This window comes from Acidobacteriota bacterium, assembly GCA_040754075.1.
GTDB lineage: Bacteria > Acidobacteriota > Blastocatellia > UBA7656 > UBA7656 > JBFMDH01.
In genome coordinates this window covers 1-14066 of sequence record JBFMDH010000058.1, presented here as the reverse complement: position 1 = coordinate 14066, position 14066 = coordinate 1, and the positions used below count along the sequence as shown (strand labels likewise).

Annotated in this window: 15 protein-coding genes; 1 reads left to right on the top strand and 14 read right to left on the bottom strand. The window is 51.0% G+C overall.

Features of this window, described 5'->3' with window-relative positions:
• Positions 1-765 precede the first annotated feature (765 nt).
• The 14 genes from AB1757_30875 to AB1757_30810 form a co-directional block, all read right to left on the bottom strand.
• Positions 766-1101: an AbrB/MazE/SpoVT family DNA-binding domain-containing protein gene (locus tag AB1757_30875; protein ID MEW6131473.1), complete on the bottom strand. Its 336-nt coding sequence runs from the start codon at positions 1099-1101 to the stop codon at positions 766-768.
• Positions 1102-1400: 299 nt separating this feature from the next.
• The gene (locus AB1757_30870) at positions 1401-1688 is read right to left on the bottom strand and encodes a type II toxin-antitoxin system prevent-host-death family antitoxin (protein MEW6131472.1); all 288 of its coding nucleotides are present in this window, start codon (positions 1686-1688) and stop codon (positions 1401-1403) included.
• A 223-nt stretch (positions 1689-1911) separates the two neighbouring features.
• Positions 1912-2508 carry a plasmid pRiA4b ORF-3 family protein gene (locus AB1757_30865; protein ID MEW6131471.1) on the bottom strand — a complete coding sequence of 199 codons (597 nt, stop codon included), beginning with the start codon at positions 2506-2508 and terminating at the stop codon, positions 1912-1914.
• Positions 2509-2792: 284 nt separating this feature from the next.
• Complete coding sequence (locus tag AB1757_30860; GenBank protein MEW6131470.1) at positions 2793-3581, bottom strand: nucleotidyl transferase AbiEii/AbiGii toxin family protein; 789 nt, start codon at positions 3579-3581, stop codon at positions 2793-2795.
• Positions 3578-4618: a type IV toxin-antitoxin system AbiEi family antitoxin gene (locus AB1757_30855; protein ID MEW6131469.1), complete on the bottom strand. Its 1041-nt coding sequence runs from the start codon at positions 4616-4618 to the stop codon at positions 3578-3580. The genes AB1757_30860 and AB1757_30855 overlap by 4 nt, the downstream gene beginning before the upstream one ends.
• An 84-nt stretch (positions 4619-4702) precedes the next feature.
• Complete coding sequence (locus AB1757_30850; protein ID MEW6131468.1) at positions 4703-5278, bottom strand: MerR family transcriptional regulator; 576 nt, start codon at positions 5276-5278, stop codon at positions 4703-4705.
• 184 nt (positions 5279-5462) lie between these two features.
• Positions 5463-6074 (bottom strand): type IV toxin-antitoxin system AbiEi family antitoxin domain-containing protein, encoded by a 612-nt coding sequence (locus AB1757_30845; GenBank protein ID MEW6131467.1) that lies wholly within the window; start codon positions 6072-6074, stop codon positions 5463-5465.
• A 64-nt stretch (positions 6075-6138) separates the two neighbouring features.
• Entirely contained in the window at positions 6139-7254 is a 1116-nt protein-coding gene (locus AB1757_30840; GenBank protein ID MEW6131466.1) for a site-specific integrase, read from the bottom strand.
• A gap of 350 nt (positions 7255-7604) precedes the next feature.
• The gene (locus AB1757_30835) at positions 7605-7976 is read right to left on the bottom strand and encodes a c-type cytochrome (GenBank protein MEW6131465.1); all 372 of its coding nucleotides are present in this window, start codon (positions 7974-7976) and stop codon (positions 7605-7607) included.
• A gap of 35 nt (positions 7977-8011) precedes the next feature.
• A complete protein-coding gene (locus AB1757_30830; GenBank protein MEW6131464.1) occupies positions 8012-9751 on the bottom strand; it encodes a cytochrome b N-terminal domain-containing protein in 1740 nt (579 codons plus the stop codon).
• A gap of 1 nt (position 9752) precedes the next feature.
• Positions 9753-10310, bottom strand: coding sequence for a Rieske 2Fe-2S domain-containing protein (locus tag AB1757_30825; GenBank protein MEW6131463.1), 558 nt, complete (start codon positions 10308-10310; stop codon positions 9753-9755).
• A complete protein-coding gene (locus AB1757_30820) occupies positions 10310-10918 on the bottom strand; it encodes a TlpA disulfide reductase family protein (GenBank protein ID MEW6131462.1) in 609 nt (202 codons plus the stop codon). Before AB1757_30820 ends, AB1757_30825 begins: the two co-directional genes overlap by 1 nt.
• Positions 10919-10935: 17 nt before the next feature.
• Complete coding sequence (locus AB1757_30815; GenBank protein MEW6131461.1) at positions 10936-11940, bottom strand: formylglycine-generating enzyme family protein; 1005 nt, start codon at positions 11938-11940, stop codon at positions 10936-10938.
• Positions 11941-12076: 136 nt separating this feature from the next.
• Positions 12077-12736: a cytochrome P460 family protein gene (locus AB1757_30810; protein MEW6131460.1), complete on the bottom strand. Its 660-nt coding sequence runs from the start codon at positions 12734-12736 to the stop codon at positions 12077-12079.
• Positions 12737-13436: 700 nt separating this feature from the next.
• Here AB1757_30810 and AB1757_30805 point away from each other — a divergent pair.
• Complete coding sequence (locus tag AB1757_30805; GenBank protein ID MEW6131459.1) at positions 13437-13760, top strand: thioredoxin family protein; 324 nt, start codon at positions 13437-13439, stop codon at positions 13758-13760.
• Positions 13761-14066 lie beyond the last annotated feature (306 nt).

Here is a 14066-nt window from a genome sequence, read left to right as displayed (position 1 = left end):
TTTATTGATCGCGTCTATTCACGAAGTTGGCTTGGGTTGTGGAATACCATCCAACTCAAGCTCATCAGCTATCAGTTGCGTCACAGCGGCATCCTTGCTGCCTGATTCAACTCAATACTCAGGTTAAGTTAGTCGCTTATGTAGATGATTAGCTTGATCACCACTCTGTAAAATGGCTGTACTCACGATAACGACCCTCCTTGAAATTCGCTGCATCTCTTCAAGCGATTCGAGTGCCATCTGAGACAATCTGTGGTTGCAGGGGGACGTTCGGCAAGTTAGCCTGCGGCATCTGGAGGGTTCTTGCGCCGCGCCAGCGCAACACCACTTACTCTTGCCGTGTGATAAGGGGATTGTGGACTGCGGATAAGAGGCGAGCGCCCAGAGTCGCCCGCCTCTTATCCACAGGGGTGGCGCATTAGGACCTGCGTCGCAAGATCAGTTCTGATTCTCCATGATCCCTATTGATCGAGTGCCGCTCAGAATTGATCAATTGGCGCTCAGGTAAAATCCACAACCGCCCTAATTTGCCGTGACCGTTTGATGAGGAATGGACAATATCGCAGACAGTGTCTGCGAATTTGAAAGGCGCGAATTGTCTCGCACCTTCCGCCTACATTGTAGTGGAAATTATGAGTATCAATTTTATTACCGGGGCGCAAACCGGAGACGGAGGCGGCCCGTCACGGATTGCTCCGAGGAAAGAGGCCTACGGTAGGGATAACGGCTCGATAACTGCTCAAGGAAGGATTGGCGCGGCCGCGCTCATCGCCGCGTTTTTCTGGTCGCCACGGCATCACCCATCAAGTTCGGATAACGGCGGGCCAAAACATGGCGGCGGGCCTCGGGCAGCGTCTGCTGTAGGTCAGCCTCGGCGACGTTCAAGCCATCCAGCGCCCCGCGGATTGAGTCGCACAGGTCTTCGACCCTCGCCTGCTCCGGCATCAGGATCAGGCCGTCGCCGATTCTCAGTATTGCCACCGGCGCGCCCGGCGCAAGACCTGTGGCGTCGCGATAAGCTTTGGGCAAGGTCAGTCGCCCCTTCTTGCCCACTCGAGTTGTGGAAAGAAACTCCACAGGTGGCAGTCCTTTTGTTGACATACGTTCTTTTCCTACGACGGTCGGCGATCAGCTAAGAAATCACTCCGAGAATAGTTGCAGAGCCCTCTCATCGCTTGACCCGTTTGTCGTCGAAACAGGTCGAATGTTTCCCGTTTGTTGACTTGGATGAGAAGGCTGAAAATCAATGAACTGTTGTGATTCAAAACTGTCCATACCCGATAACATACCCGATAATACCCGATTTCGTCTTACTTCCGCCTGGTATATAAACGCCTGCGTCTTGAGGCAAGTTGTACAGATAGATTGGGATGATGGCGCCACTGTCGGAGAAGGCACGGCTACCTATCATCCCGTTCCTCTCGAAGCAGTTTCAGGGCATCCACTTTGACCTTCGGCAGAGGGGCAGTGAAAAAGTCTTTCGGAAAGCCTTTGGTTTTTTCCGGCAGGCTCAGGAGTCCCTGTGCGGCTAAATCCAGCAGTTCTTCCTCCTCGTCACCTGTCGAGAGCGGGACAATCTTGGCAATGGGTAGGTTGCGGTTCCAGACCAACACTTCCTCTCCCTGCCGCACCTCGTCGAGGTAACGGCTCAAGTTGTTCTTCAAATCCGCAATGTTTACCGATCTCATAGCCTCTTCAATCCCATCTGCTAGTCTTTCAGGTACATCAACTCCATGACTTACTTGATTTCAGGTCGGTTTCACTAAAACTACTATTGGCGCGAATAGCTCTATTCGCGCCAAAAACCTATTCTGTTTTGGCACGAATCGTCTTATTCGCGCCAATAGGTATCGCGCACCTTGAGCGGCTTACTAAAAACGCAGACAGAATGAAAACCCCTTCGGATGTGGATCACTTACGAAACGTCTTCCATAGTTTCGCGTTCGCGTCATCTCTACTGAAGAATTCCGGGTTGAAAGCGCCGCCAACCCACATCAACGTAGACTCATGTTCTTCGTCCATCGGGTCGCCGATGGCTTGCAGAAAATCGCCATAGCCCGAGATGCCGCCGACATCCTCCGGCGGGCAGGCGCGCTCGCCGCCGATACATTTGGGATAGCGGACCCCTTCTTCAATCTGGCTGAGTTTTTCTACGACGACTTCATGCCTCCAGTTGTCGCCAAAGTCGTAGTCATACCGAAACCTCTTTTGTGACTTCCAGTCGAATGCAAAGAGCCGTGTCCGCCTTTCATTAGCGACCGGCTCACCCCAATCATCCAGCCCAAACTCCGGCAGGCTGTAGAGCTTGTCATCGATGTCAAACAGGTGCAGGTGCGAGTTCGTCCACCCCATAATGATCTGGATGACTTGATGGAGTTGGTAGAGTGTTATCTGGTCGGCAACCAGCACCCGCCGCCAGATCGCAGGTTCACTGTCCATTAGCGTGATCTTGAGTTGGAGAATTCGCGGTGGTGTTCGGTGTTGGAGTTTCGCCATCGTCACTTCCATCTTTCGCGCCTTGCTGTCTTACCTCATAAGATGAGCGTTAGCCGGCCCCCCGCGTAGGCCAGATGCAAGGACGCGATGAATTTCTACGCCGGGGCTTGCTCATCCCCATATTCACCTTTAAAGACGGTGAAGCCCGGCCACATTCAGGTTAGCAAACCAAATTCTCAATGCCTGTTCTTTTCCTCTCAATTCTTTAACTCCGATTTAATCCTCCTCGGAATATTCTACAGTACAGGTAGGGTGCGAATCTGACTACTTGTTCTTCAGTCGGGTATTGCTTACCTCTATTCAAATCCTTTTCTGAAGGCATTGAGCTGCATTTGAGCGACCTCTTCGGACCGCCCACCGGGTCGCGGCGCAGCTCTCACAAACCCGAGCCACGCCGGTTTTGTATCATCGCTGACTATCGAGAGAAATGCGCGAACTACTTCAACCTCTTCTTCCGTGCAGATGGATTTCAGGTCAAGGCCGAGTAGGTAAGCATTCGCCAAACTGAAATCCGGGAGGTTTGCGTCCAGCACCTCGTCCGAGAAAAGCCGGTCGCTATCCGTTTCATACATTGACAGGAGGGCTCGAATGTCCGGCAGGTCTTTTGCTCGTCTGGTCTGATCATCCAGGAATGCCACGACTTTTAGCAGCATCAGCACGACAGGCGGAATCACACGGATGGGCAAGCGGTCGCCCAGGGTGACCAGTTGCGCGTCAGAAAAGACGTGGTCAAAGCCGACCAGGCTCATCCTAAACTGGCTCTGCGGCCAAGTGATGCTTTTCGCCTCGCGCAGTCTGCTGCCGGCGGGGATCAGGTCGAGGAGCGTTCCGCGCTGGCTGACCCATCGGTGTTCACGGGCCGGGAGGTTACTCCAGCCCTTTTCCAGTAGCCGCTGTTTCAGTTCCTCGAAATCTTCCAGGTCCAGGGCGATGGCTGAATCGATGTCGCTAGTGTGGCGCTCATCGTCAGGGAAGTAGTGTTGATAGGCAATGGCCCCGACGATGACGAGGTCGCTTTGCAGCGCAACACACAGTTGCTGAAGCTCCGCCAGATCTTTTATCTCCGCTTCGGTCAACTCGATCATGTCAGGAATTTTCCTTTTAATTCTTCAGCCGCTTCATGTGCCCTGGGGTCAGGCGAATGCATCAACTCTGCATAGATCAGCCAGGGGTGAGCAAGCATCTTGCCTCCCACCTCTTTCCAGTAAGGCACCGTACCAAAAGAGCGAAGGAAAATAATCGGGCCTTGCACATCTGGCAGTAGCCGAAGATGACGTGCGGTAGTATCTGAAACGGCATTTATAAATATAGGGATTTCCGTGCCACGATAGAAGTGCTGAAATTCATAGGCGGCCGGGCCGCCGGTGAGCGACCACCGAATAGAAAGGCCGGCTAGTGAGTGAGCGATTCTTTCCAGCATGATCTCTGCCGAAGACTCTGCCGCCCGAAACCTGTTGATCACGAGCTTGGGACGTAAGACTTCGCCATACCCCCGAAGCAACTCCTGCTCAAGATATTTTGCATCGCGGATCTTGAAAGCGCCCCGCGTCTCCTGCAGCAGCCCCTTTTCAGTAAGTTGATGACGGATATTGGCTACGTTACTCTTGCTGACCCCCGAAGCCTTCGCCAGGTCTCGCACGGACCAGCCCTGAGCCTGTGAGCATGCGGCAAAAGTGAAGAGCAGTTGCACCACAGCAGGGGTGACGGTTTTCGCATCGCGCCCGGTGGTTGTCTCTTTTTTACCGATGACCGTGTAAGTGTAGTTGCCGCCGAGCACGAGATGCATATTACCGACCCGGTCAACGAAATTGACGCCGTGTTCGATCAGTCTTTCTGCCGACAGTCGAGGTATGTATCTGGCCAGCAGGAGCAAGGGCCGCCGAGAGCTTTCTTTATAACTTCTCGCCTGACCGATGATCGCGTGCAGTAGCGTGCGGTCCAGATAGGACCCCTTCTGCTCAATGCCGAAGGAGAATTTGCCTTTTGGGGTGACGATGGTTAGCAGACCGTCCGGGTCAAAAACGTTTTGGCTGACCGCCTGCCCAAGTTCCAACCCCTTCACGAAATCGAGCGCGCGAATCCTGTCCAGATACTGTGCAAGTTTTGTCTCGTCAAAGCGCATGTCCTTTATTGTATAATGTCCACTAGTAATGGACAAAGCAAAAAACTGGACAAAGAGTCCGGGATAGAATTGGCTGCACATTTTTCATTTGATCTTTTCATCAATAATCTTCGTCGGCGCGCCATCAAATTTCCTGGTGCGGCGGGCGCGACGATAATTGGCGATTTCCTCGTCGATCTCGTCGTCGCTCACCCCTTGTAAGGACTTAGAGACCTTGGCCAGCGAACCAGTAAATTTCTCCGACCAACCGGCTGGCCGGCCACGTTTCTTCTCACGGTAGTTCGCCAACACCTTCTGGACGCGCGTGCCTGCCGCCGCCGCAATCTCCGAGAGCGGTAGTTTGATAGGTTCGAGTTTGACGCCGCGTACTGTAGATTCCGGTCGGATCACCAGCAGTCGCTCTCTCCCGCTAAAGCGCTGTGGCCAGACCTCGGCAAGCATCCTTGCGGCGCGCGTCGGGGTGATCCCATAAGCGTTGACTAGAATCTCAAGCGCCTGCAGGCGCACGATGTCTTCGAAGCTGAACTGTCGGAGGCTGCCACGCCCGCGCCCCTGTTGTGTGGGTCTGAGGTAGCCGGCATCGACATTGTTCTGCAACCGCTTGGCGGAGATATTGAGCGCTGCCGCTACTTGCCCGACTTTCAGCGAAAGGTTTTCCATCGCTTCAGTTTAATTGAAACTTTATCGTAGTTGCAATAAGACTTTCGGCTTGAAGACAGGAAGGGACAAGCCAATCTGCGGTTTCATCTACCGCCAGATGGCCTTTCATTTGCCGATGAATTTCTCAAGTTGATCCGTAGACGTTGATGGACGGATGCCGGTAGGTTGGTGAGTTCGCCTTTTTTCATCCCAGAGCCTCAAGGTAGGGGCGCATAATGCGTTCGACGCGACAGACGCGCGCATAGTGAAGCAGGGTTCTCGGCGTTGAGCCTTTCCGCTCACGGCACAGTTTCAGCGCTTCAATCGCCACGTCCAGCCCGATCTTATTGCGGAACTTGAAGCAATCGGCAACCGTCTTTTCCGGCCCGAAAATCTTAACCGGAACGCCGTCGATCTTATGACGCTCGACACCGGCTGTAAGGGCAGCGCCGGAAAACCAGAAAACCCGAAGTGGCGGGTAGGCGAGCCGCGGCCGTTTCACGGATCGGGGGAGCGCCACATACACCTCATGAGGAATTTCTGTGGTGATGCCATGAAAGGCAATCGCTGAAATGAGGCAGACCACAGACTGCGGAACCAGCCTGGCAACCGGAATCAGGTCCGGTTCAGATAGCTCAGGCAGTCCGGCAAGGCGGTAGAGGCCCCGGCTCACAGATACCAGCCGATTCGAATCTCGTAGCAGATAAAGGGTGCGCGGATGAATGCCGAGTGCCAGGGCTTCAGAGGTACGCAGCATTCCCCCGGCTTTACGAAAAGCTGTTTCAGCCGTTTTCAGACTTTCTTGTTCTGTCTCCATGCCGGATAAAATTAACCTCATTTATACATAAGTGCAACCGATTCTATCCAACGCATTTGGATCCTCATTTGCCGAGGAGTTTCTCCAGTCGCTCGGTCGCGCTCTTTTGCATCGTCGGCAGACAGTGTGAGTAGGTGTCAAGCGTCAAGACGATGCTCGCGTGCCCCAGCCGTTCGCTCACCACCTTGGGGTTTTCGCCTGTCGCCAGCAATAACGTCGCGCATGTATGCCTGAGGTCATACATGCGAATGTCCGGCACTTCAGCCTTCACTAAAAGCGGCTTGAAATGGCGGCGCTGAAGATTTCGGATACAGACGATCGTTCCGGTCTTCGAAGTGAAAACCAGATTGTGTTCATTGTGAAACTTCTCTCCCAGCTTCAGCTTGTATTCAAGTTGCTGTCGTCTATGCTCCTGGAGCTTGCGCATCAGGTAAGCGGGCAAGGGAATTGTCCGGCGGCTCTTTGAGGTCTTCGGCTCGGAGAAGTAGACCGCCTTAGTCCACCGCTCCCATATCACCACGCGCTGAACCATCACCGTGTTCTGCTTGAAGTCCAGGTCGGTCCACTGCAACGCCATATACTCTTCGGGCCGCATGCCGGAGACCAGCGCCAGTTCAAACACCAGGCCGTACTCGTCCGCCTCGCAAACCTCTAAGAATTTCTTCGCTTCTTCCGGAGTCAGCGCTTTCATCTCTTTTCTGACGATCTTCGGGAGGGTGATGTCCGCCGCCGGGTTGTGAAGGAGGATTCTCCACCTCACTGCCTGTTTGAGCGCGCGGAATAGCACGGCATAGACATGTCGCGTTGCCCTCGGTCCCAGCCCTTTCTTCTGCAGGTCGTTGATGAAATTCTGGACGTCGAGCGGTCGGATGGCCGAAAGCTTCTTGGTACCTAAGGCCGGGCGGACGTGCAGCCTCAGCAGGTTCAGAGCGTCCTGGTAGGTACGGCCGCTGACCTTGTGCTTAAAAGACTCGAGCCAGCGGTCGAGGTATTCGCCCAACGTTCCCTTTTGCTCGAAAGGCTCGGTGCCGGATTTAAGTTGGCGCTCCAGATCCTTGGCCACTTCTCTCGCCTCGCTCTTGCTGTCCGCCCGTCGCCAGATCTGGCGCTCTTTGCCAGAGCTATCGATGTAGGTTACTCGCGCATAAAATTTCCCGTCTCGTTCAACATATCGCTTCATACTCAACTCCTTTTGCCCGTCGTAGAACAAACGATGGGCCATGATTTCATCTACAGTTTCATCTACAGTCGCGATGAAACATGAGCGAACAATCGAAAACTACGGGAGACCGATTTATTAAAAATTCCCAATAAAATCGGCTTTTTGTGTTTCAGATTGTTCGCAGGAGTTGAGTTGCTTTGCCTTCGTAAACCGGAGGTCAAGGGTTCGAGTCCCTTCGCTGGCTCCATATTTTCAAATAATAAATTGAGTTTCGAGAATAGAAGGATTGGCGCAGAGAGCCGTTTCCCAGTCAGGTTTCACAAATCCCCGTGGTAAAGCTGACATCAGCTCTCTGCATAAACTGTAGATTACTTCTTCTTAAAGGCGCGAATCCTGGCTACCAGGGAAAGGATTTCATTATCAGTGAGTTTGGTTTTCCAGGCAGGCATGAATTTCCCTTTACCATTTCGGATGGCGTCGGCAATTTGCCAGTCGCTATGAGCCTGTTGCCATTTGGCATCGCTAAAATCCGCTTGTCCTTTCGCCTTCCAATTGGGCAAGCCGCGTCCGTCTTTTGCATGACAGGTCGCGCACTTGCTATTGAAAATCTCCGTCGCATCAACGGTCAGCGAACCCGGCGTTGTTAGATAAAAATTGGCAGCGAAGGTATATGGGTTCAAATAGACTGCAAACAAGAGTGCTATTGCGAATGTAATAATTGATAATTTAATCCTTTTCATACAACTCTCCTTAGCTTCTTATAATTCTTTCAAATTTATTTGGCGTTGAGCTTACTCAGCCATTCCACCAAAGCTTGTTTATCGGCTGCCGAAAGTTCAGGAAATGACGCGGGCATCGGGTCATTCAAGCCATAAGCGCGGGCGTTATCCAATAGTTTTAATAAATCATCGCAACTTCGATTGGGTTTTTTGCTGACGCCGAATAATGCCGGGCCGACGCTGCCCTCGCCGCTGTCGCCGTGACAAAAGGCACAACTGGCAACATAAGCGGCAGGCGGTTTTTCGGCTTGCGCGACGGATTTTTCGGTTCCGTTTTCGATCAACGGTTTATCAATTCGCAAAATCCAATCGGCTAACGCCTGCCGCTCATCCTGGGAAAGTTGTTGGTATCTCGGCATCGAACCCGGCGACGGTTCGCGTCCGTGTCCGGCAATCCAATCGGTCAAATAGTCGAGCGTGAGTTTTCGCCTGCGCGCCAGATTGATGAGCGAAGGGCCAAGCGTCCCGCCGTCGGCATTCGCTCCATGACAGTTGGCGCAGTTGGCGAGAAAAATATTCAAAGACCTTGAACCGACTACAGCAGGATTTACCGCTACATCTGGCGGGGTCGTTGAAATCGCCCGCCCAATCTCCTGCGGTTGAAATGGCGCGTTAAGAAAGGCGACATCATCGGCTTCCTGCTTTTTTAACTGGCTGCGGAATTCGGGATTTGACCGATCTTCATATTTTGACAGCCCAATCAAACCAAGCGCGCTGACTATGGTTAATGCCAGGATAGCGGTCGCCAGCGGTCTTTTCAGAGGATGGCGTTCTGCGCGTTTATCAAAAAATGGCAACAGAAAAATCGCCCCAAACAAAACCATCGGAAGTCCGACGGTTGGAATTAACGCCAGCTTGCCGGGAAAATATTTCAGCAGTTGAAACAACGGCAGAAAGTACCAGGGTGGACGCGCCAGAAAATCCGCAGTCGGGTCGGCTTGCGGCCCCAGCTTTGCCGGAATAGTCGCCGCAATGGTCAGCAAGCCAGCGAAAATCATGAAAACGAAAATTGCATCTTTGAACAGTTGTCTGGGGTAGAAAAACTCTACGCGATGATCATCCTGTTGATGAAAATGACCCGCCGGTTTTGCCTTTCTAAATAAATAAAAATGGATGATGGCGAATAGCCCCAATGCCAGTGGCAGCAGAAAAACATGGGTCATGAAAAAGCGTGACAAGGTTAGTGATGTCAGTTCACTGCCACCCAGCATGATGCGCTGTTGAATGCTGCCCACGACAGGAATTTCTCCGGCAATCGAAGTCCCGACTTTGGTGCCGAAATAGGCGTCCTGATCCCAGGGCAATAAATAGCCGGTGAAGGCAAAGCCCAACACCACCACCAACATTACGCCGCCGATCACCCACAACAACTCGCGTTTGGCTTTGTAAGCGCCAAAGAGAAAAGTCTGGGCGAGGTGCGCGACAATCACGATGATCATGGCGTGGGCGCTGTAATGATGAAGCCCTCTGACTAGCGCCCCGCCGGGCACGGCTTTTTGAATATAGGCGACGCTCGCATGCGCATGGTCTGCGCTTGGCACGTAATACATAGCCAGAAAGATTCCGGTTATGATCTGTAGCCCAAACAGAAATAATAACGTGCTCCCAAAGACGTATGCCCAGCGAGCGCCGCCGCGTATCGGCTCGTCGAGTGTTTTGCGTGTTAGGCCTTTAATTTGGGTTCGCTCGTCAAGCCAATTAATGAATTTCGTGGTTAAAGGTGCAGATGTTCTCATATCAACTCAGCTCTTCTTTTTTTTCTATGCCTTGTTTGAAGTAACGGTATTTGACTTTGAGAACATCGCCCTCAATTTTATGTTCCAGCACATCCATATCTCTTGGCGCAGGTCCGGCTTTTCGCTCGCCTGCACTGCTCCACACGCTGCCGTGACAGGCGCAGGCAAACCCGTTTTTGGTTTCATTAATGGTGCAGCCGAGATGCGGACACACTGCCGAAAAGACTTCTACTTTGTCAGCTTTTTTGGTGACCCAGACGAGTTGCTGGGAATTGAACCGCCCCCAACCGGCAGTTTGCGAAATGACAACGTTGCGTTTGATTGGCACATCCTCAGGAATCTCTTCCAACAATCCGACTTCCACCCAGTTCGATTCATCGGGCGCGGCAAAAGCCGGAGCCACGCTATAACGCCCGATGATTGCTGCAAGGGTTGATCCGATGCCCGCTGTAATCAAGCCGATTATCAGTCCAAGAAAAGAACGTCTCTCTACCGGCATTGCTTCCTGAAGCGCCGCTTCATCCTTATTTATTTTTTCTTCTGCTACGTTTTTCATCATTACAAAATCGCTTTGATTTTTTCTTCCAGATTATTGAATGACATCACCCCAAGGTGACGGCTATACACATTTCCCGCCCGGTCAATAATGACGGTCATCGGAATCGCTTGAATCGGCCCGTAAGCTTCGGCAACTTCCCGGGTTCCCATCAACACCTGATAGTTAATGCCGAAACCGGCAGCGACCTTACCCACATATTCAGCGTCTTCATCGTCCAAAGATACGCCGATGACTTCGACGCCACGTTCCTTGTAAGCCTCTTGAAGTTTGATAAACGCAGGAATTTCGGAGCGACAAGGTCCGCACCAGGTCGCCCAGAAATTCAAAATCACGACCTTGTCTTGCAAATCCGCAAGCCGGATTTCTTCTCCGGCAAGGTTCTTCATCGCAAATGCCGGAGCCGCCTGGTTGGAAGGGTTCATCTCTTTATTCCTGTCGGGTGCTTCACCGGTTGCAGTTCTTGAAGGCAAAGCAGAGAGCGGGCAACTGCCAGTGAAATTGTTGTAGGCGATTATTCCGATAAATACCAGCGCGGCAACCCCCAGCCCATTTGAAGCTATGCCTTTGAGCAAAGAATAGATTTTTTTATTCTCAAGCCTGGCGCTCATAATTGATACCTCCTTCATCATCGCGCATCTTTGGCGCAGCGAAATCCAAGATTATTGAAAGTGGCATCCTGCGGACTTTTGCCGCGAAACCCGACCCGATAGGCGCCGCAATAATTATCTGAACAAAACCACGAACCACCTCGGGCAACTCGCATTTCCCCATCGGAGGGACCTTTCGGGTCTTTCGCGGGGCTGCGTTTGTAGTAATCCTCGCCATACCAATCCGCCGTCCATTCCCATGCATTGCCGACGATGTCGTAAACCCCAAAGTCATTTGCCGCAAAACTGGCAACCGGCGCAGTGTAATAAAAATTATCTTCGAGCAGGTTATTATCGGGCCACACCCCTTGCCAGAAATTGGCGATGGCTTTGCCGCCGGGTTTCAACTCATTGCCCCAGGGATAAATCTCGCCAACGTGACCGCCACGCGCCACATACTCCCATTCGGCTTCCGTTGGTAAACGCTTGCCCGCCCATTTCGCATAAGCCGAGGCGTCGTTCCAGGAAACATGCACCACCGGATGATTCATTTTGTCGTCAATTGATGAATCGGGTCCCAAGGGATGCCGCCAATCAGCGCCCTCAACCAGTTGCCAGTCGCTCATGCCTTTTTTGAACATCCACGAAGCGCCTTTCTTTTCGGCATCGGTTTTATGATGGGTCGCTTCAACAAACCGGGTAAACTCCGCATTGGTCACTTCGGTCGCGTCGATATAAAAAGGACTCAGGATGACTTGATGGCTTGGGCGCTCGTCATCATCGCCCAAGCCGTGTGCCGGGTCTTTGACATCGGCATTGCCTTGCGCGGTTTTTACGAGATGATTTTTATGGGCGTGTGAATCGTCACCTGGCGTCCCCATAGTGAATTTCCCGCCTTTCATCAAAAGCATGCCGTTTTCCGGTAAACCGGCTGAATGGCTGGTTGTCAATCTGAAACCTTGCACCATCAGCACGGCGGTAATTACTAACATCAATAATGAAACAAACAGTATGCCCTTCTTTAAAAGTTGATTGTCTTTCATAAATACTCTGATTCGATTTTAAAATGGGGGATGTGTTGTCTACCCCTTCAACACATCCCGAAACCATGCTGTAAAAACTCGCCTGCCGAGGTTTCCTAATCAAGCATTGCCGCCCAGCGGCTTTCCTGGCGGTCGATTATTTTTTCCTCAAGAACGCCGCATCCATTGCTGCTCCGGCATGACACTCAGCACACATCTTCATCATTTGACTGTCGCCTTTGCCGGTCAGGTGCCCGCTCGCATCCGTGGTTATCCACAACCACCCGCTGGCGGTTTTTTCCATTGCAAAAAGCGGGCCTTTTTCACCGCGCTTGCCGTTTTGATTCATGTGGGTTTCTTTGACAAGAATGGCACCAACCGGAAACTCCGAAGCTTTCTGTTTGACGGCTGCTTCAGCCAGCTGATTTAAGAAAGTGGTTTCCAGCATCCCGCCGTGCGGTTGACTGAGTAAGGGTTTGCCATTGACTTTTTTCCACTTGGTATAAGTCATCGCCGGTTGATACATCTCACCCGATGCCATTTTCTTGGCGCAAGGGTTGCAGGGATTCTGCGCTTTTTTGGCGCAAGGGTTACACGGGTTTTGTGCCTTTTTCTTGGCACAAGGATTACAAGGGTTCTGGGCTTTTTTCTTTGCACACGGGTTGCAAGGGTTCTGTGCGGTGGCTCGTTCATCAACAGCAATCGTGCTGGTATTTTGATTTTCCATTGCCTTGCTGATTACCGCTGAAAAGCCAAAACCGATTACCCCGAAAACAAAGACCACCACGGTCAGGATTTGAAACGCTCTCTTACTCATCTTTCCTCCATAATGTTTAATAAATTTAGACACACCTCTCCTCATCACACAGCTTTGTAAACAAACAGGCTGCGGTTCTCACTGCCAAAAAGGTTTATCTGTGTACTGCAAGATGGGATAGACAATGGTTATCTAACCAATAATGTTGATTTACTGGGGATTTTGACCTCCCAATAGCAGTTCCCAAAATAGAACTTTGCCGAAATCGGAAAAGTTTTGGTTATCCAGTCGGCTATCCCGGAAATCAGCATGATTGATTAAATATCATTGACTTTCTCTCATACTAATCTCTTGATTTTGTTCGTGAACATGATGACCTACCAGAGTTGTCGCGAATATATTCCAGCTTTTTTAATTCTGAAAAAATTTGTCAATCAACTCCTCACTGTCTAAATCTATCCCGTTGACCAATCATTCGTTTTTTGAACCTCCTTACCTGTTGATTACGGCTGATGGGTAATTGAGTGCGATGGGTTAGCAATATCCGCTCTCATCGATTTGTTACTTCTCAATTCGTTCACGCTCGTGAAACCTCCAGCAAAATTTCCGGTATCTGCAACCATTTATAAAGTACACCCAAATAAAGTTCAGAACCGTGATTGCAATTACAAAAGTGCCTGTAGCCTGATTTACCGCTTGCTTTCGGCTTTGTGGTTGCAATTACTGAGGGAAAGCTGAAACGAAAGTAAATTGGCAGACCATGAATAAGAATTTAAATGAGCAGGAACCCGCTATCGTTGAAAAGACCTCACCTGGTTTACACATTTATATAACCTCCGATTGTTTCGGTTGTGAAGGAGTCGGTCAGGTTAAATCAGAAATAGCCGAACGTTTTCCATTCCTGGTCATCGAAATCGTCAACCTGGACGATCCAAACGCAGTAAAACCCGATAATGTTTTTGCCGTGCCGACCTATGTCCTGAATGGTGAAGTGATCAGTTTAGGAAATCTCTATTTAGACCAATTATCAGCCATCATATCGAAGGCATTATCGAATAATCGCTACACAGAGCGTATTCTATGAGAGCCGGGCTGAAGCGGAATTTTTCAAGCGGAAATATAAGCGCCACGCTTGAGCAATTTTTATGAATTTCCAGAGAATACGCGGGGATGATTCTATAATTGCTAATCGGGCGCAACCAATAATCATTTAGCAGTGGAGAATGAAAATGGAAAAAAGCAATTTATCAAATCTCTCAAATGTCAATGGTTCGGACAAAACTAAGCGGCAATAACCGCATAATTTCGTAACGAATCGTATTCAGGATGATTTTTTATCAAACTTGGCTCCAGAGCTAACTTTGAAATAATCATCTCCAGAAACTGTTCA